At 33.9% G+C, this 17153-nt stretch carries 18 protein-coding genes, 1 tRNA gene and 1 pseudogene; 12 read left to right on the top strand and 8 right to left on the bottom strand.

Translation table 11 applies throughout. The features are described 5' to 3' along the window. Positions 1-75 precede the first annotated feature (75 nt). The 6 genes from R1T42_RS07425 (at position 76) to R1T42_RS07400 (ending at position 5140) form a co-directional block, all read left to right on the top strand. Positions 76-882, top strand: a complete 807-nt coding sequence (locus R1T42_RS07425; RefSeq protein WP_317289877.1) for a universal stress protein — start codon at positions 76-78, stop codon at positions 880-882. A gap of 73 nt (positions 883-955) precedes the next feature. Beyond that, entirely contained in the window at positions 956-1753 is a 798-nt protein-coding gene (locus R1T42_RS07420) for a universal stress protein (RefSeq protein WP_317289876.1), read from the top strand. Positions 1754-1764: 11 nt separating this feature from the next. Beyond that, a complete protein-coding gene (locus tag R1T42_RS07415) occupies positions 1765-2607 on the top strand; it encodes a universal stress protein (protein ID WP_317289875.1) in 843 nt (280 codons plus the stop codon). Positions 2608-2671: 64 nt separating this feature from the next. Further along, entirely contained in the window at positions 2672-3520 is an 849-nt protein-coding gene (locus R1T42_RS07410; RefSeq protein WP_317289874.1) for a universal stress protein, read from the top strand. 64 nt (positions 3521-3584) lie between these two features. Beyond that, positions 3585-4436: a universal stress protein gene (locus R1T42_RS07405; protein WP_317289873.1), complete on the top strand. Its 852-nt coding sequence runs from the start codon at positions 3585-3587 to the stop codon at positions 4434-4436. 56 nt (positions 4437-4492) lie between these two features. Further along, positions 4493-5140, top strand: coding sequence for a hypothetical protein (locus tag R1T42_RS07400; protein ID WP_317289872.1), 648 nt, complete (start codon positions 4493-4495; stop codon positions 5138-5140). Between the two features lie 88 nt (positions 5141-5228). Here R1T42_RS07400 and R1T42_RS07395 read toward each other — a convergent pair. The 4 genes from R1T42_RS07395 to R1T42_RS07380 form a co-directional block, all read right to left on the bottom strand. Continuing rightward, positions 5229-5313 (bottom strand) — tRNA-Ser (locus R1T42_RS07395). A 116-nt stretch (positions 5314-5429) separates the two neighbouring features. Next, complete coding sequence (locus R1T42_RS07390) at positions 5430-5573, bottom strand: hypothetical protein (protein WP_317289871.1); 144 nt, start codon at positions 5571-5573, stop codon at positions 5430-5432. A gap of 109 nt (positions 5574-5682) precedes the next feature. After that, on the bottom strand, positions 5683-6348 hold the full coding sequence (locus R1T42_RS07385) for a SanA/YdcF family protein (RefSeq protein WP_317289870.1): 666 nt from the start codon (positions 6346-6348) through the stop codon (positions 5683-5685). After that, the gene (locus R1T42_RS07380) at positions 6349-6735 is read right to left on the bottom strand and encodes an acyl-CoA thioesterase (RefSeq protein WP_317289869.1); all 387 of its coding nucleotides are present in this window, start codon (positions 6733-6735) and stop codon (positions 6349-6351) included. It abuts the gene before it with no gap. Between the two features lie 144 nt (positions 6736-6879). Here R1T42_RS07380 and R1T42_RS07375 point away from each other — a divergent pair, with 144 nt between their 5' ends. Continuing rightward, complete coding sequence (locus R1T42_RS07375; protein ID WP_317289868.1) at positions 6880-7506, top strand: NAD(P)H-dependent oxidoreductase; 627 nt, start codon at positions 6880-6882, stop codon at positions 7504-7506. A gap of 67 nt (positions 7507-7573) precedes the next feature. Next, positions 7574-8068 carry a thioredoxin family protein gene (locus R1T42_RS07370; protein WP_052403587.1) on the top strand — a complete coding sequence of 165 codons (495 nt, stop codon included), beginning with the start codon at positions 7574-7576 and terminating at the stop codon, positions 8066-8068. Between the two features lie 11 nt (positions 8069-8079). Here the strand turns inward: R1T42_RS07370 and R1T42_RS07365 are convergent, their stop codons facing one another. Further along, on the bottom strand, positions 8080-8889 hold the full coding sequence (locus R1T42_RS07365) for a DUF4249 domain-containing protein (RefSeq protein ID WP_317289867.1): 810 nt from the start codon (positions 8887-8889) through the stop codon (positions 8080-8082). 4 nt (positions 8890-8893) lie between these two features. Next, the gene (locus R1T42_RS07360; protein WP_317289866.1) at positions 8894-11260 is read right to left on the bottom strand and encodes a TonB-dependent receptor; all 2367 of its coding nucleotides are present in this window, start codon (positions 11258-11260) and stop codon (positions 8894-8896) included. Between the two features lie 170 nt (positions 11261-11430). Between R1T42_RS07360 and R1T42_RS07355 the strand changes: the two genes are divergently transcribed. Together R1T42_RS07355 and R1T42_RS07350 are read left to right on the top strand one after the other, a co-directional pair. After that, positions 11431-12399 (top strand): NAD(P)H-dependent flavin oxidoreductase, encoded by a 969-nt coding sequence (locus R1T42_RS07355; RefSeq protein WP_042249341.1) that lies wholly within the window; start codon positions 11431-11433, stop codon positions 12397-12399. 164 nt (positions 12400-12563) lie between these two features. After that, positions 12564-14117, top strand: a complete 1554-nt coding sequence (locus R1T42_RS07350; RefSeq protein ID WP_317289865.1) for an NAD(P)/FAD-dependent oxidoreductase — start codon at positions 12564-12566, stop codon at positions 14115-14117. 3 nt (positions 14118-14120) lie between these two features. On the opposite strand, the gene R1T42_RS07345 is transcribed toward R1T42_RS07350, so the two are convergent. After that, positions 14121-15056 (bottom strand): LysR substrate-binding domain-containing protein, encoded by a 936-nt coding sequence (locus R1T42_RS07345; RefSeq protein WP_317289864.1) that lies wholly within the window; start codon positions 15054-15056, stop codon positions 14121-14123. A 110-nt stretch (positions 15057-15166) separates the two neighbouring features. On the opposite strand from R1T42_RS07345, the gene R1T42_RS07340 reads away from it, so the two are divergent. Both R1T42_RS07340 and R1T42_RS07335 read left to right on the top strand, forming a co-directional pair. Beyond that, the gene (locus tag R1T42_RS07340) at positions 15167-15442 is read left to right on the top strand and encodes a hypothetical protein (RefSeq protein ID WP_317289863.1); all 276 of its coding nucleotides are present in this window, start codon (positions 15167-15169) and stop codon (positions 15440-15442) included. A gap of 22 nt (positions 15443-15464) precedes the next feature. After that, a pseudogene (locus tag R1T42_RS07335) lies at positions 15465-16431 on the top strand (sodium-dependent bicarbonate transport family permease). A gap of 55 nt (positions 16432-16486) precedes the next feature. Here R1T42_RS07335 and R1T42_RS07330 read toward each other — a convergent pair. Next, on the bottom strand, positions 16487-16945 hold the full coding sequence (locus R1T42_RS07330; RefSeq protein ID WP_317289862.1) for a Na(+)-translocating NADH-quinone reductase subunit F: 459 nt from the start codon (positions 16943-16945) through the stop codon (positions 16487-16489). Between the last annotated feature and the right edge of the window lie 208 nt (positions 16946-17153).

Raw genomic sequence — 17153 nt, 5'->3', positions numbered from 1 at the left:
ATATCCGAAAACTGATTTTTATCATTATTTCATAGTTTCTAGCCCGATACATTTGTGAGCTCAAAGTAGTTTGCAATGAAGCACATTCTTATACCGGTAGATAATACAGATCCATCATGGACCGCTGCACATTGCACTATATCTATGTATCGTGATGCTGGAATTTGCTTTTATTTGTTGCCAGCTAGCTCTTTAAAGCCTATTGATGATGATGCGTCTAAGGCTCTAATAGCTACCAATTGTAATTTTAAAGAAAGAGTAGAGGCTTTAGAATTATTAATAGCACCACATCAAAAAATTATTGGTTTATCATTAGAAGGTAGTTTCATAACTCAAGTTAAAGAAGCTGTGCATGACAATGATATAGACCTTATAGTGTGTACAGATGTATTTCATGCAACTCACAATGGACAGATAGATGCCATTCATACTAAAGCTATTATCACACGCATAAAATGTCCTGTGTTGATTGTGCCGCATGATTTTAAATGTAAACCTCTAGAACAAGTTGTCTTACTGTCCGATTTTAATTTTACTCATCGGTCCAAGGCAACCAACACCATTACAGATTTTGTAGATCGTTCACAGACTCATCTCAATATATTACAATTACAGACCAGTAATGCTATTTTAACACAAAGTCAGGTAGAAAATAAGTCATTTCTCAAAACTGCTTTAGAGCAGTTTTCTTGTAGTTTCCATTCTGTGATAAATAAAACAATGGATGATGCATTACAACTTTTTGTAAGTATACATCAGGTGGAATTAGTTATACTATTTGCTAAAAACATCAATTTTCTTGAAAATATACTTTTCTCGTCCGAGCATTACCATGAACTCAATTATCGTAAAAAAGTTCCTTTTTTAATCATTCATGAATAACGGTTAACTGATTAATATCATAGTTTTTAAGTGTTGTAAATCATAGGTTTACGTAAATAAACACTATGATACTATGAAAGTTATAATCGTTCCTACAGATTTTTCAGAAAATGCTTTTAACGCGTTGCAGTGTGCTATACAGTATTTTGATAAGGAAGAAGCTAAGTTTGTAATTGTACATACCTATGATCTGCCTATGCAAGACGTACAGCTGGCGTGTGAAGAAAAGCTGGATCACTTATTAGAGCGAGTAGAGTATTTAACCTATAATCCGCATCACAGTTTTGAGACTCGCGCAATTGCAGGTAGTTTTATGACACAACTCAATAATCTGGTAGACTTACTGAATGCAGACTTAGTTGTTATGGGAACGCAAGGTAAAACTGCAGATCGCAAAAGAAATTTCGGTAGTAATACCTTACAGATCATTAAAAATGTTAGCTGTCCTGTTCTAGCCATACCACTCGAGTTAGAGTTTAAGAGTCCAGATAGTATTCTTTTCCCATCTGGACTGCAGGTACCTTTTAAAGATAGAGAACTAGACTTAATCAGCATGCTGGCACTATGTCATCGTTCTAAAGTGCATCTTTTACATATAGCACAGTTTGATCAATTATCTCAAAGGCAGATTGAAATTAAAAAAATATGGGAATCACGCTTTCGCGAAAGCGAGATAGAATATACCCGTCATGATTTAGGAGATGGAACCACAGTGATTAATAATTTTATCAGCAAACATGAGATTGATTTATTAGTACTTGTAAATTCTAAACATTCTTTCCTAGAGTCCTTTTTAAAAACACCAACTATCGATGCGTTAGGATTAAATCTTAAAATTCCTTTTTTAATTCTTCAAAATCTATCACGATAATATAACTAATTATGAAAAAGATTCTTTTACCCACAGATTTTTCCAAGGCATCCATCAACGCCATGGAGTATGCTGTGCAGTTATTTAAAAATGAAAAGTGCACTTTTTATGTTCTTAACACTTATGAGCCGGTAGCGCTTTATACTTCTACTACTTATGGAAATGATCCTGGTTTAGATTTAGAAATAGGAGAGCTATTTAAAAAGAAGTCTAAAAAACAGGTGCAAAAGGTCATCGATGAGGTGAGTTCAAAATATGAGGATGAACATCACCACTACAAAGGGATTTCAACATTTAATATGTTGAGTATTGAAGTTAATCAACTAATTAAAGATTATGATATCAAACTCATTATTATGGGGACAAATGGAGCTACTGGTCTTAAGGAAGTATTTATAGGCTCGCAAACCATGCATGTTATAAAAAATGCCAAAGTTCCCGTAATAGGTGTACCGCAAGGTTATCGTTTTAAACAGCCCAAGGAGATATTGTTTACCACGGATTATCACACAAATGAAAACCACATAGGTATCGAATTGCTTGAAGATATTTGCAATAAAAATATCTCCAGATTAATATTTTTAAATGCCTATGAAGGTAGTAGTTTGACACAGCAACAAGTTGCAAATATGGAGTCGTTAGACGTTTTTTTTAAACGTGATGCACACCTTACTCAAATAGCAAAAGATATGGATGTATTAGAGGCTATGGAAGATTTTCAATCTAAGCATGGTATCGATCTATTAGTTCTAGTTCACAATAAACACAACTTTTTTGAGAATTTATTGTTCAAACCTGTTGTTAAAAAAGTAGTTCATCATTCAGATGTGCCTTTCTTTATTTTACCTAACTAGAGCTGATTTTTATCATAGGTATATATATAAGTAAGGGATAGTTTTATCCACTAAAATAAGGACCATGGCATCTATTATCGTACCGACTGACTTTTCTGAAAATGCGTATAATGCGTTATTTTATGCGACACAATTATTTCCTGATGAAAATTGTACCATATATCTAGTACATTCTTATGAGGCGACCTTAAATGATAGCATTAGTAAAATGGATCCTGTGGCAAATGAAGCAATTACTGCAAAATTAAGATCAACGGTCCAAAGTCAACTAGAGCAATTGTCTCATCGAGTTCAACTAGACTGTGCGGGATACGACTTAAAGGTTGAATTGATGTACGCTGCATTACCTCTTAATGAGATTATTAATGATTTAATTGAAAATCTAGATGTTCAATTAGTAGTTATGGGCACTAAAGGAGCATCAGGATTAAAAGAAATTTTTATAGGAAGTCAAGCGGTAGATACCATTAAGAATATCAGCCCTATTCCGCTTTTTTTAATTCCTGAAAATTCGAACTATATTCATCCTAAAAATATAGCCTATGCTACTGATTTTAAGAAGAATACTCTACAAAATAACATTGATTTTTTAAAAAAGATAATAAAAGCAAATAACTCAAAATTACAATTAGTTCATTTTCATAATGAGTCAGATGTACAAAGAGAAGTTGAGCCACAATTCAATATTTTAAAAGAGCAATTAAATGATGTTGAGTTTACAACGCACTGGGTCTCTAGTAAACAATCTGTTGAGAGTGATCTCAATCAGTTTTGTAAAACACAAAATATTAATTTATTGACATTACTATTTCATAAGTATAGTTTTTTAAAGAGTGTTTTAAAAACCTCAACGGTAGAAAAAATAAGTTTCCATACTGATCTTCCATTACTTATTCTGCCGGAAGAGGTCTGATAATTATCATAGTTATTCTTCTCTCAAATATCTAGATTTATGAAGTAATATAAAGTAATAAGCTATGAAAAAGAAAATCTTAATACCTACCGATTTTTCAAAGAACGCATGGAATGCCATTACCTATGCTGCAGACCTGTTTAAAAATAAAGAATGCAGTTTTTTCTTGCTCAATGCCTACAATGCTACAATGCATAGTAGAGGACATTTAATGAAGGATAAAGCAGAAATGCTTTCTTTTGAGACAGAAAAAAATAAGTCAGCTAGTGGTTTAGCAAATATATTAGAGATGTTAGATTTTAGAGGTCTTAATGAAATGCATGAATATCATATAGTATCTGTAAAAGATGATCCATTAAGTGCTATTCAATCAACCATTGAAAAGAAAGATATTGAGTTGGTTGTTATGGGGACAAAAGGTGCTAGTAATTATGAGAATAAACTCTTTGGTAGTAATACTATAAATGTGATGGAAAATTTGCGTAGTTCACCTATTCTTGGAATTCCATTAAACGCCAGGTTAGTACATATTAAAGAAATTGTGATTCCGACTAGTTTTAAAACGCATTACAAAAGAAGAGAACTAGTTCATCTTGTCGAGATAGCACAGTTGCAAGATGCAAATATTTGCGTTTTACACGTTAATGATCATCCAGAACTAACCGTTGAACAACAAGAGAATAAACAATTGCTAGAAGATTGTTTTGAGGATGCTTCTTTTAGTCTACATCACATCGGCGGTTCAGATGTTAATAGTAGTGTTAAACGATTTGTAGAAAGTCGTGGAAGTGATATGGTGTCTTTTATCAATAGAAAACATTCGTTTTTAGATTCTATATTTTCTACACCAATGGTAGAAGAATTAGGGATGTTTAGTAAAGTGCCTTTATTGGTAATGCATGATTCAAAGTATTAAATCGTGGAATAAAATGTATTTGCGAGAGCATTTTTGTATTTATTTAAAAACTTATCATGAGAAATTCAATATATGCTATAGCGATTTTAGTCTTTGGACTTGTGAGTTGTTCTGACTCTGAATTAGTAGAAAACTGGAAAAATCCTGAAGTTGAAACTTTTCAAGCGCAAAAAGTACTTGTACTTGCCATATCCAATGATGTTGAAAACAGACAGTATTTTGAAAACCGTGTGGTTCAACAGCTCATAAATAAAGGAGTAAACGCTATAAATAGCGATAATTTTTTTGACAATAATTTTACCCAAAGACCTCAAACGGAGAATGAAGTAAAGGCTCTGGAAGATTTATTGTTACATGATGGTTATGATGCAATATTAGTTTCTAAAGTTATAGGAGCAGAGGATAAGGTTACGTTGATTAAATCTTATCAGAATTTTAATAAAACGTTTGAGACTTTTAATGAAGATTATTATTCAAACCAAGGCTTATTTGATCAAAACGAGCAATTAGAAAGTTATGTAGTTTATCATGCTGAAAGTGTACTATATTGTATCTGTCCAGAAAAAGAGCGACAAGTGATATGGCGAACATCTATTGACGTTACAAAACTTGATTCCAAAAAGAAAGCCATTAAAGATTATTGTAAAATGTTGATGTGGTCTCTTGAAAATCAAGAATTGTTGATCACTAATTCAAAATCTTAATCGAGAACTCAATTGTTTTTTGTTGAACACAATAAGAACTTTGATTAAAAAATAAAACCCCAATAATCAAAGATTATTGGGGTTTTTGCGGAGAAGAAGGGATTCGAACCCCTGGAGGTGTGACCCTCGCTGGTTTTCAAGACCAGTGCATTCGACCACTCTGCCACTTCTCCAGTCGATAAACAAAAATGTTTTTGCTTAAGCGGTTGCAAATATATAATTATTCTTTGTTTAATGAAAATTTGACACAAAAAAAATCTACTTTTTTTAAGTAGATTTTATAAGTGCGTTAAGATTGTGTTTTTAACTCATCTCTAGGTTGATGATGTTCTTTTTTATCTTTTACTTGATGATTAATTTTCTTGCCATGTGTTTCTTCTAAATTAATGGCTTGTTCTCTTTTGCTTGTTTTTGCTGTCTTCGATGTTTTCATTTTTTATTTTTTATTTTAAGATAAAAAATATTCTAATCGTTGACAAATAACTTAACAAGCTTTAACTGAATCATTTTCCTTTTATTTAATTTTTAAGAAAAATGGTCCGTTAGTTTAATTGTTTGTCATGACTAGGGCTGCTACTTCCTGTTATAGGAATAGATTTCCCACTATAAGTAGGGCTTTTTTCAATGTTTAATTCAATCCAAGCTTTAATATTTGCTAGCCATTCTCTACGAGTGAAATGCGCGTTTCCTGGATACTCTCGATTGTCGGCAATATATCCTTGTAGTTCTAATCCCATTTTTTTACCTACATATATGGCGCGTGGTAAATGAAATTTTTGAGTTATCACAATTGCTTTTTCTACTTGAAATACCTCTCGTGCTCTAAACATGCTGTCGTAAGTGTCAAAACCAGCATGATCCAAAAATATATCCTCATTAGGTACACCTTTATCGTTTAAATAACGTCGCATAGCATTCACCTCATCGTACTCTTTTTGCCCATGATCACCGCTTAATAAAAACTTTTTGATTGTACCATTGTGATATAATTCAAATGCCTTGTCAACGCGGTCTTGTAGAATAGGAGAGAGACTTTTATCTGGTCGTACACTAGCGCCTAGTACTAAGCCTACATAAGTAGGCTCTAAATCATTTGCGTTTTCAAAAATCAAATCACGACTAGATCTGTTTACATGAAACTGTAAGATAATTACAAGTAGGACTAGCCCTAAAATTGTAAAAACGGTAAGATTTAGAAATTTACGCATTTAACAAATAGGAGTTGGATTCTTATCATCATCTATGGCGACAAAGGTAAAGTTCCCTGTAACCACTTTTTCACGTTTATAACTATACATATCCTCCATAAACATGCTTACCTCAACATTACAACTAGTATTACCCACGCGGCTTATACGCGCTACAAGTTCAACAATGGAGCCTTGAGGAATAGGTTTTTTAAAGTCAATTTGATCGGTACTTATGGTAACAACTTTCTTTCTAGAAAAACGAGTAGCACATATAAATGATGCTTCATCCATCATGTGTAAAGCAGTTCCACCAAAAAGAGTGTCGTAGTGATTTGTAGTATTTGGAAAAACGGCTTTGAAAATTCTCGTTTCAGAGTCATTAATACGTTTTTCTGTGTCGGTCATAAATTTCCTTTATTGAATAATTAACGAGCTAAGAGATTGAAGGTCTTACCTTTGTTTATAGTTATTTTGAACTTTGATTTTTCGCTTTCGCGAAAGCGAATATATAATAACTCGACTACCTTACAAAGATAACGTTTCCAACCTATGAAAAGTATAGATAATTTACAATGGCGCTATGCCACAAAGAAGTTTGATTGTCAAAAGACATTAACTACTGATCAGATAGATACACTAGTTCAAGCATTTAACTTAACTGCAACTTCTTATGGTTTACAGCCTTGTAGAATGATTGTAGTACAGAATCAAAAAATAAAAAACGCGATGGTTGAAAAAGCTTTTGGCCAGAAACAAGTTGCTGATTGTAGCGCTGTGTTAGTTTTATGTACTAAACATGTTGATGTTGAATATGTAAATGAATATTTTGAACTTGTAAAAAAGATACGCAGTACACCAGATGAAGTTTTAAAACCGTTTAAGAATCAACTTACCCAATCTTTTTCAGAAAAACAAAAGGTTGAAGTAGAACAGTGGTCTAAAAACCAAGCTTATATAGCATTAGGTAATTTAATGACTGTTTGTGCGCAAGAACGTATAGACTCATGTCCTATGGAAGGTTTTTTACCAGAGCAAATCGATGAATTACTAGATCTTCAAAAACAAGGTCTTAAATCTGTATTACTGCTGCCAGTAGGTTACCGTGCAAAGGATGACGTGTTTTCTAAAATGGAAAAAGTAAGACGCCCACAACAAGAAATGGTACAATACGTTTAGATTATGGCAAGATTGTTGACCTAGTGTAAATAATCTTATTATTTTTGATACTATAAACCTAGTTACTATGAAAATGTATTCCCTTTTATTGATTCTTCTTTTTACTGGATTAGTGAATGCTCAAGAGTCTTTTGAAGAAAATGTTCAAGATGTCGAATCTATTGAAGAAGTAGAGATTAACTGGTTTACAGATTTTAAAACAGCTAAAGCTGCTGCAAAAAAGCAAAAAAAGCCTATGCTCGTTTATTTTACTGGTAGCGACTGGTGCAAACCTTGTGTAAAGCTTAAAAAGGATTTTTTTAATACACCCCAATTTGCTGAAGCTTCAGAGGATTATATCGTTGTAATGCTTGATATTCCTTATCGTGATGATATAATCTCGTTAGAGCAAAAGAAAATAAATAAGGAAATGCAAAAAAAGTTGAGAGTTAGTAAATTCCCAACATTACTCGCTTTAGATCATAACGGACGTGAACGCAATAGAATGGAACGTTATAGCTTCCCAGATCCACAATATTATTGGGAATTTATGAATAATAATGAGAGGCTTTTCGGCCTTTAAGAGATATCTATTTAAGGATTCTCAACAACAGTGTATTCTATCTCAAATTTTTCTGAAACCCTGAAATATCCGTAAGGAAAATTTTCAGGGTTTACTGTATTAATAATATTTCCTCTTACGGTTGCTGGTTGTGTATCAAATGGGCCACCGCCACCATCTGCAGTTTGTTGAATAAGCGTGTCGTAAAATGTAAAACCTCTGCGGTCAATACCTTTTATGGTTAAGGTAATTATAGTGCCGGTTGGTAAATCTTCCATGAAAAACGCCGTCAGAGCTTCATTTCCATCAGAGAATTCATCATCTGATATGTCAACTTCAGTATTATACGCATCAATATATTCAAATAAATAATAGTTTTCTTCACCTGGTGGATCGTTAAAATAGCCTGTGATCTCAGTAAAATCACCAAAACCTGTAATTTCTGACTGCTCTACTCTAGAATATGGAACGGTGCTAATAAACTCTTGTGTTGCCGTGTAGATGTCATCTCCATCAATAACGGTTAAAACGTAAGATTCACCATCTTGTATATTTAAAGTTACATTTTTATATAATCCTGGATTAGTCAATATGAAAGTATGATCAGTTCCAGAAGGATCAGTAACAATCACACTAGCATCGTCTACAAAAAGAATTTCTTCTTGATAAAATGCGCTACTACGAGTTAGTAGAACAGTAGCTTCAGTAAATCCATCTTCTTGCAATTCAAGAGCTGCATCTATCACTAATCTAGGCGCAGCATTATTGAGATCTAGTTCAATAACATCTTCACAAGAAATTATGCAAATGGAAACTACTAATAAGGTAAATATCTTTTTCATCATCTTAAAATTTGAAATTGTAAGTAACAGCAGGTACTAATCCAAAAATTGATAGTCTCGTTGCTTCATTACGATTAGTATCTTCATTTTGTGCAAAGCTTATGCTGGCTGCATTTCTTCTATTATAAGCATTATAAATACTGAAAACCCAGCTGCCTTGCCATCCTTTTGTTTTGTCTGGTTTAGGAATGTATGTAGCACTTAAATCTAGTCGATGCACGATAGGCAGTCGACTGCTGTTACGTGCCTCATAAGTAGGTATAAATAAGCCATCGAACTCATATTGCCCGTTAGGATAAGTGATAGGTTGTCCTGTTTGTAGAGTAAAATTAGCGCCAAAGCTCCACTTGTTATTTAATTCATAGTTACCCGTTATGGTTAAATCATGTGTTTTATCCCAGGCAGCGTTGTACCATTCACCATTATTAATTCCAGTTTCTTCAGGTGTGCGGCCTGGTGTGCGTTGTTCACTACGTGATAAAGTATAAGCAATCCAACCTTGTAATTTACCTTTGTTTTTTCTAAAGAGAAGCTCTAGACCGTAAGCTCTAGCCTCACCTTTTAATAATATTTGTTCTACGGCATCATTAGCTATAAGATTTGCACCATCTATATAATCCAGTCGATTATCAACTGTTTTATAAAAAACTTCTGTCTCTAAAGAATAGTTACCTATGTTCTTAAAAAATCCAGCAGCAATTTGATCTCCTTTTTGCGGTTCAATAAAAGTGCCGCTAGGAGCATAGAGATCAAATGGAGTAGGAGCATTAGTATTAGAAATAAGATGTATATATTGATTAATGCGCTGGTAGCTCGCTTTAAAGCTAGTATTGTTGTCTAAAGAGTAGGCAATAGAGAATCGAGGTTCAAGATTTGCAAATGTTTTTAAAGTCGTGCCTCTACTAGCGTTTGTAGTTTCTATAGGGTCTACAGATTCATAGATTTGTAATTCTTCATTAAAGACTATAGGTTGATTGTTTTCATATATATTAATATTGTTCTGACCTAGACGATTAAAGGTGCTTAATCTTAAACCAGCATTAATATTGATATTGTCTGTTATTTCAAACTCTCCATCAACATAAACTCCATTTTCCCAAGCATACTTTTTTGTAAGTTGTCTCTCATTTATAGGGCTTGTGGCTGTTGTAGGTGTGATAAGTCCTGGATCAAATTCATAATAGATAGAATTAATCCCATACCTCATTTTAGTTTTATCATTGACATAATGTGTCAAATCATATTTTGCATTAAGATTGGTAATTCCACTACTGAATTCAAATTCTACAAAATCTAATTCAAGGCCATAATTATAATCTGAATAAATCAAAGAGGTATTTGCAAACCATTTATTATTAAAGGTATGATTCCATCTCGCGTTTACAAAAGAGTTTCCAAAGGTGTTACCGAACAGATTGTTCACCTTAAATACATCTCTACCAAAGTAAGAGGACACATAAAGTCTATTATTGTCGTTTAATGTAAAGCTTAATTTTGCATTTAAATCATAAAAGTAAGCCACGTTATCTATGTCAAATAAAGGTAAGAATAGATGGGCATAACTACTGCGACCACCGATAAGAAACGATGATTTGCCTTTCTCAATAGGACCTTCAAGCAATAATCTACTAGCCACTAGACCTACACCACCAGTAGCACTCAGTTTATTCTTATTACCATCACGTTGATAGATGTCTAGTACACTAGATACACGTCCACCATAGCGTGCAGGTATTCCTCCTTTATATAATTTTAAGTCTTTTATAGCATCTGGATTGAAAACAGAAAAGAAGCCAAACAAGTGATCACTACCATATAATGTTGCCTCATCTAGTAAAACTAAATTTTGATCTGCGGCACCACCACGTACATTAAATCCAGAGGCACCTTCGCCAGCATTAGTCACTCCAGGTAAAAGAACTAATGACTTTACAATATCTGTCTCGCCCAGTACAACAGGTATTTTTTTAATAGTTTCTATAGAAAGTGCATTCGTACTCATTTGTGGCGATTTAGTACTCAATCTTTCTACATCAGCCTTAATAACTATAGCGTCTAGCTGCTCGTCAGAGTCTGCCATCTCAATATTGATTTGTGTATCACTATTTAAAACGACTTCCTTTAAAATATTTTTATAACCTATAAAACTGTAAACGACTTGATAAGTTCCTGCCGGTAGCGTGATAGAATAAAACCCATATTCATTACTCGAGGTTCCTGCGCTCAATTCTGGGATTAATATATTGACACCTATCATGGTCTCGCCGTTGCTTACCTCACTGATGGTACCTGATAGGGTGAATTTTTCTGATTGCGCTTTCGCGAAAGCGAAATTCAATAAAATTATTGCACTTAATAATCGTTTAATCATAAGAAATATTCTAGTCTGTCTAAGTAACGGACAATAGATTAATTTGTTACAAATTTAAATGGAAACCATCTTGTAAGACTTTAATTAACGACATCTTAACTGCAATATTAATTTAAGTTCGTATGCGGTGATTTTGTGCTATAATCGTAAATTTGTGGTAAACCCAAGTAATGAATAACACTGACTTTTCTCAAAATATAAAGCTGCCGGTAGTAGCAGCACCTATGTTCTTAATCTCTGGTCCTGAACTAGTAATAGCCTGTTGTAAAAATGGTATCGTAGGAACTTTTCCCGCACTAAATCAGCGTACGACAGAAGGTTTTGAAGAATGGGTAGTACAAATTAAAACTGAACTCGATCAATGGGAGAAAGAAACAGGTAAGAAAGCGGCTCCTTTTGGAGTTAACCTCATTGTTCATGGTAGTAATCCTCGTGTGCAGGCAGATTTAATGGTGTGCATGAAGCATAAGGTACCTTTAATAATTACCTCTTTAGGTGCTGTAAAGGATCTAGTAGATGCGGTGCACTCTTATGGTGGTTTAGTGTTTCACGATGTTATTAAAAAGCGTCATGCAGAAAAAGCTGCAGAGGCTGGTGTGGACGGACTGATATTGGTTTGTGCTGGTGCAGGTGGTCATGCAGGAACTTTAAATCCTATGCCATTTATTAGAGAAGTGCGCAGTTTCTTTAAAGGAACCATCTTACTGTCTGGTGCGATGAGTAGTGGACAAGATGTGGCTAGTGCCTTACAAATGGGTGCAGATTATGCTTACATGGGTACCCGTTTTATTAATACAGATGAGTCTAAAGCAACAGATGAGTATCGAGATATGATCATAGATGCTGGATCAAGTGATATTGTTTATACAGCTGCTATATCTGGTGTAAGTGCTAATTTTTTAGGAGCTAGTTTAAATGCAGCAGGTATTACTGAAGAGCAACTTAAAGCCACTGGTAAAATAGATTTTGGTAAAGAAATGGATACAGAGGCAAAAGCCTGGAAAACTATATGGAGTGCCGGACAAGGGTCTGCTACAATTAACGATACCGTACCTGCAACAGATTTGATTAATCGTATGAAGACTGAATTCAAAGATGCCATAGAGATGCAAAAGAAAAATCTAGAACGATACTCTTAATAGAGATTATAATTTTTTTAAAAAGCCTTTTATTGTTAAGATAAGAGGCTTTTTACATCATAAGGATGTTTAAAATTTCGCTTTCGCGAAAGCGTCAACCACATCATCCTACAAGAACGTATAATTAAAGCATATTATTCAAAGACCTATTACCTTTGCCACCTATGAGTACACTGGTTCAGATTCAAGTTTTACCACATCATCTAGAGGATGAAGATCACATACTGGAAAAGGTTTTCCAAAAGGTTGATTTTTCTATGAATGATGTCTCTCAATGGTCCATTAGAAAGCGCAGTATTGATGCTAGACAACGCCGTGTCCTTTATAATCTACAGATTGAATTATGGTTGAATGGAGACGAGAAACCTGTACGCGAGCCATATAAAATAAGTGATATAAGTAATAAGCCTTCGGTAGCCATCATAGGGGCTGGACCTGCTGGATTATATGCCGCATTGCGAGCAATAGAAGGTGGTTTAAAGCCTGTTATTTATGAAAGAGGTAAAGATGTGCGTTCTAGACGTCGAGATCTAGCAGCTATAAATAAAGAGCATATCGTTAATCCAGAGTCTAATTATTGTTTTGGTGAAGGCGGCGCAGGAACTTACAGTGATGGAAAGCTTTATACCCGATCTAAAAAACGTGGTAATGTATTGAAAGCGATGGAGTGGTTTGTTGATTTTGGTGCAACACCAGATATTTTAGTTGATGCTCATCCACATATAGGAACTAATAAGTTGCCACAAATAATTACCGCAATGCGTGAGGCTATTATAGAGGCAGGTGGCGAAGTGAGGTTTAATGAGAAACTCACAGATTTAAAACATGAGAACGGACAGGTTACCTCAATTCAGATAAATAATAGTGTCTGGTATGATTATAATCAGGTGATATTAGCAACTGGACATAGTGCTAGAGATATTTTTTACTTATTACATAATCGTGGTATTAAAGTAGAAGCAAAGCCGTTTGCAATAGGTGTGCGTATTGAGCACTCACAATCTTTAATAGATCAGATCCAATATCATGGCGATGATCAAAATCCATATTTGCCGCCAGCCAGTTATAGTTTAGTAGAACAGGTCGATGGATTAGGTGTGTATTCTTTTTGTATGTGTCCTGGTGGTATTATTGCGCCATGTGCTACTGATATTGAAGAGGTTGTTACTAATGGTTGGAGTCCTAGTAAACGCAATAATCCATATTCTAATAGTGGAATTGTTGTAAGTGTATCACCTCAAGATTTACCTAATTATAAAGAGAACGATCCTTTTGTCTGTCTGGAATTTCAAAAGAAGGTAGAATATGATTGCTGGGTCGCTGCTGGTAAAACACAAAAGGTTCCAGCACAACGCATGACCGATTTTATAGCTGGTAAGGTTTCTACTGATTTTCCTAAAACATCTTATCAACCAGGTTTAACGGCTGTCGATTTAAATGAAGTCTTGCCAGATATGCTGGCAAGTAGATTAAGAAAAGCTTTTGTAGCTTTCGGTCATAAGATGAAAGGATATTTAACTACCGAAGCTGTATTGCATGCGCCTGAAAGTAGGACATCATCACCAGTTAAAATACCAAGGGATGATTTTTCCCTTGAGCATATTGAAATTAAAGGTATATATCCATGTGCAGAAGGTGCTGGATATGCCGGCGGTATTATAAGTGCGGCGATCGATGGAATTAACTGTATGGATCGTATCATTGAAAAATACAACTAATAATTATGGGAGGAATGATTTACTTTCCATCCAACTAAAGTGTTTTTTAATAATTTCTATTTTGTTTTCTTTAACATATTGAGCTAAGGCAAGTGCTGCCGGAGACTGTTTTTTTGATGATAACCAGATCAAATTCCAGTTAGTTATTATTGGTAAGTTTTTAATAGGTATAATTTGTACTTCTTTGTTTTTGAGTTCGTTTTTAATTCCTATAATAGGCATTATAGAATAACCTAGTCCTGCTATAACAGCTTGTTTTACAGCTTCGTTAGAAACTAGTTCAATTTTTTTATGATTTGTGAATTTTTGTTGGTCTAAGAAGCTTTCCATAGCCTGTCTGGTGGCAGATCCTTTTTCTCTATAGATAAGTTTCAACTTTTTAAATTCTTGAGTACTCATCTGCATGCCGGACTTACTAGGGTTGTCTTTTCCTAATAAAAAAAGTTCATTACGCATAAGCTCAATACGGCTAATCTTTAAATGATCAGGAAGTACAGATACCATGGCAAAATCAACTGTATTTTCCTCAATACTTTTGATTACTTCACTTTTATTAGTAACATTCATTGTTAGGTCAATTCCTGGATATTTTTTCAAAAAATCTGAGAGAAAATAGGGCGTCACATATTTACCTGTAGACACTACTGATATGTTAAGTTTGCCAGCGACTTTACCTTCATAAGCTGCAGATTTATATGTAATCGTAGCTACTTGCTCAAGGATATTCTCTGCGGTATCAGCAATTTCTTTTCCAAATTCGGTAATGTGGATTTTACGACCTAAATATTCTGTAAGCGGTAATGGGAATTGATCTTGAAATTTTTTGAGTTGTATAGAAACTGCAGGTTGAGTAAGGTTTAATTCTTCGGCAGCTTTAGTAATACTTTTTAATTGGGAAATTTTAAAGAATATCTCTAGTTGGTGAAGTGTATAATGCATAAATATTACTTATGTATATGATAAAAATTATAAATATAAATTTATATAAAAGATAATTCAACTTTGCAGCAGCTTTTATTAAAAGTGATTTAACCTTTAAATATTTTATAATGCAAGAATTACAAATTGACTTAATCGACGGAAATTTTAAGGCATCAGACGCTATGGAAATTATTACTTCAGTTCTAGACAAGAAGATGAATTTTCACAAATTACAACGACTGGCAAAAACAGAAAGAGATCACGCAGATCCATGCACATTTGAAAACGAGCGTATTGCAGCTTTACAATCAGAAAAGGATAAGGCGATATCTTTTCTTGGACCTATGATTAAAGGAAGTGAAACTTTATCAATCAAAAGTGAGATTAAAATCAATAAAAACTAATTAATTCTCTAAGAATATAATTATGGATTTACATCTATTATTTGATAACCTAAGTAACCCAGCTTTATTATTTTTCTTTTTAGGGATTATAGCGGTTCAACTTAAGAGTGATCTTAAAATTCCTGAGAATTCCTCAAAATTTATTTCTCTTTATCTACTGTTAGCGATAGGATTTAAAGGTGGACAAGAATTGTCACATAGCGAATTTGATATGGAAATTGTCTGGTCTTTATTATTCGGTGTTTTACTTGCTATTGTTGTTCCTATTTATGCTTATTTCATTTTGCGTCGTAAGATGAATGTCTATAATTCTGGAGCAATTGCAGCAGCATATGGATCTGTAAGTGCAGTTACTTTTGTTACGGCTATCTCTTTTTTAGAGATGGAACAAATGGATTTCAGTGGGCATATGGTTGCTGTAATGGCACTTATGGAAGCTCCTTCCATTATGGTAGGCCTTTTATTAATTTCTCTATTTAATAAAGATAAATCAGATAAGGTCTCTACAAAAACGGTGTTGCATCATGCACTCACTAATGGTAGTGTAATCCTAATAATAGGTAGTTTAGTAATAGGCCTGTGCAAGTGAGGCTCAAGCCGAAGGAATTAAACCTTTTACGACCGATTTGTTTAAAGGATTTCTTGCTGTATTCTTATTAGATGTGGGAATCACCAGTGGAAGAAAATTGTCAACCTTTTTAAAGAAAGGATGGTTTGCGGTTGCTTTTGCAATTATTATACCTATTGTTAATGGGATTATCGTGGCGGTAGTAAGTGGGCTTTTTGTGACAGAAACAGGAGACCGTTTATTGTTTTCTATTCTAGCGGCTAGCGCATCGTACATTGCGGTACCAGCCGCTATGAAATTAGCTGCACCTAAAGCTAATCCTAGTCTTTATATACCGATGGCACTTGCTATAACGTTTCCTTTCAACATTACTTTTGGAATGCCATTATACCTTAATGTAATACAGTCATTTTTAACCTAGCAAAATGAGTAAAGAGATTGAGATTTTTTAATCTCTTTACTTATTTGATTTGTTTTTAAAACACTAGGTCTATTGAGTGTACAGGTTGATGATTATCAGTCTCAAAAAGTTTAGAGTAATCTGATATATCGTCGATACCTTCTAATTTACATAATATGGTAATGGTGGCACACAACCCTTCAAACTGAATCACCTGGCTTTTTGGGTCCTTAGGTTTAAAATGATGATGTCTTAATGGTAATTGATAGCCGCAACCTTGTAAAAAAGCGTGTTCAATACGCAATAGTTCCGAAGGTAAGTAACCATTAAAACGTTTTCCTAGTTTCTCATTGACTAAGCCTACATAATTAAGCTTTACAGAACCGTGATCATCAGATAGATGTTTCCAGAAATCCTTATTGTCGCAAATATTACCTACTGCACAATGACATGCACATTCTGGATGCAAGGTTCCATCATGAAAAGCTTTATATAATTTAGTGATGCTGCTTTCAAGTCTGTTTTTAATACTCATAGTTTACTTAGTATATAAATTAAGTAGGATGTTCTTCATTCACCTTACTAATATAATTCATTAGTATTATTTTATTGAAAATTTCAAAAATGCCACTGTTTGTGTATGTTTATGGTGGCAATATCATTCTGAAAAGGGTAAACGATAGTTTTATTGTATAGATTATAACTAGTATAGACTTAAGTTTGTCCTTATTAAGTTTATCATT

Origin of the sequence: Nonlabens ulvanivorans, from assembly GCF_032922765.1 — a bacterium.
GTDB classification, from domain to species: domain Bacteria; phylum Bacteroidota; class Bacteroidia; order Flavobacteriales; family Flavobacteriaceae; genus Nonlabens; species Nonlabens ulvanivorans.
Note: the sequence above shows the minus strand (reverse complement) of the source record. Positions and strands in the feature narration are given on the sequence as shown.

What these genes read in the sequence shown, in the direction of transcription:
- R1T42_RS07425 (WP_317289877.1), top strand. Translation starts at nt 76, where the DNA reads ATGAAGCACATTCTTATACCGGTAGATAATACAGATCCATCATGGACC.
- R1T42_RS07420 (WP_317289876.1), top strand. Translation starts at nt 956, where the DNA reads ATGAAAGTTATAATCGTTCCTACAGATTTTTCAGAAAATGCTTTTAAC.
- R1T42_RS07415 (WP_317289875.1), top strand. Translation starts at nt 1,765, where the DNA reads ATGAAAAAGATTCTTTTACCCACAGATTTTTCCAAGGCATCCATCAAC.
- R1T42_RS07410 (WP_317289874.1), top strand. Translation starts at nt 2,672, where the DNA reads ATGGCATCTATTATCGTACCGACTGACTTTTCTGAAAATGCGTATAAT.
- R1T42_RS07405 (WP_317289873.1), top strand. Translation starts at nt 3,585, where the DNA reads ATGAAAAAGAAAATCTTAATACCTACCGATTTTTCAAAGAACGCATGG.
- R1T42_RS07400 (WP_317289872.1), top strand. Translation starts at nt 4,493, where the DNA reads ATGAGAAATTCAATATATGCTATAGCGATTTTAGTCTTTGGACTTGTG.
- R1T42_RS07390 (WP_317289871.1), bottom strand. Translation starts at nt 5,573, where the DNA reads ATGAAAACATCGAAGACAGCAAAAACAAGCAAAAGAGAACAAGCCATT.
- R1T42_RS07385 (WP_317289870.1), bottom strand. Translation starts at nt 6,348, where the DNA reads ATGCGTAAATTTCTAAATCTTACCGTTTTTACAATTTTAGGGCTAGTC.
- R1T42_RS07380 (WP_317289869.1), bottom strand. Translation starts at nt 6,735, where the DNA reads ATGACCGACACAGAAAAACGTATTAATGACTCTGAAACGAGAATTTTC.
- R1T42_RS07375 (WP_317289868.1), top strand. Translation starts at nt 6,880, where the DNA reads ATGAAAAGTATAGATAATTTACAATGGCGCTATGCCACAAAGAAGTTT.
- R1T42_RS07370 (WP_052403587.1), top strand. Translation starts at nt 7,574, where the DNA reads ATGAAAATGTATTCCCTTTTATTGATTCTTCTTTTTACTGGATTAGTG.
- R1T42_RS07365 (WP_317289867.1), bottom strand. Translation starts at nt 8,889, where the DNA reads ATGAAAAAGATATTTACCTTATTAGTAGTTTCCATTTGCATAATTTCT.
- R1T42_RS07360 (WP_317289866.1), bottom strand. Translation starts at nt 11,260, where the DNA reads ATGATTAAACGATTATTAAGTGCAATAATTTTATTGAATTTCGCTTTC.
- R1T42_RS07355 (WP_042249341.1), top strand. Translation starts at nt 11,431, where the DNA reads ATGAATAACACTGACTTTTCTCAAAATATAAAGCTGCCGGTAGTAGCA.
- R1T42_RS07350 (WP_317289865.1), top strand. Translation starts at nt 12,564, where the DNA reads ATGAGTACACTGGTTCAGATTCAAGTTTTACCACATCATCTAGAGGAT.
- R1T42_RS07345 (WP_317289864.1), bottom strand. Translation starts at nt 15,056, where the DNA reads ATGCATTATACACTTCACCAACTAGAGATATTCTTTAAAATTTCCCAA.
- R1T42_RS07340 (WP_317289863.1), top strand. Translation starts at nt 15,167, where the DNA reads ATGCAAGAATTACAAATTGACTTAATCGACGGAAATTTTAAGGCATCA.
- R1T42_RS07330 (WP_317289862.1), bottom strand. Translation starts at nt 16,945, where the DNA reads ATGAGTATTAAAAACAGACTTGAAAGCAGCATCACTAAATTATATAAA.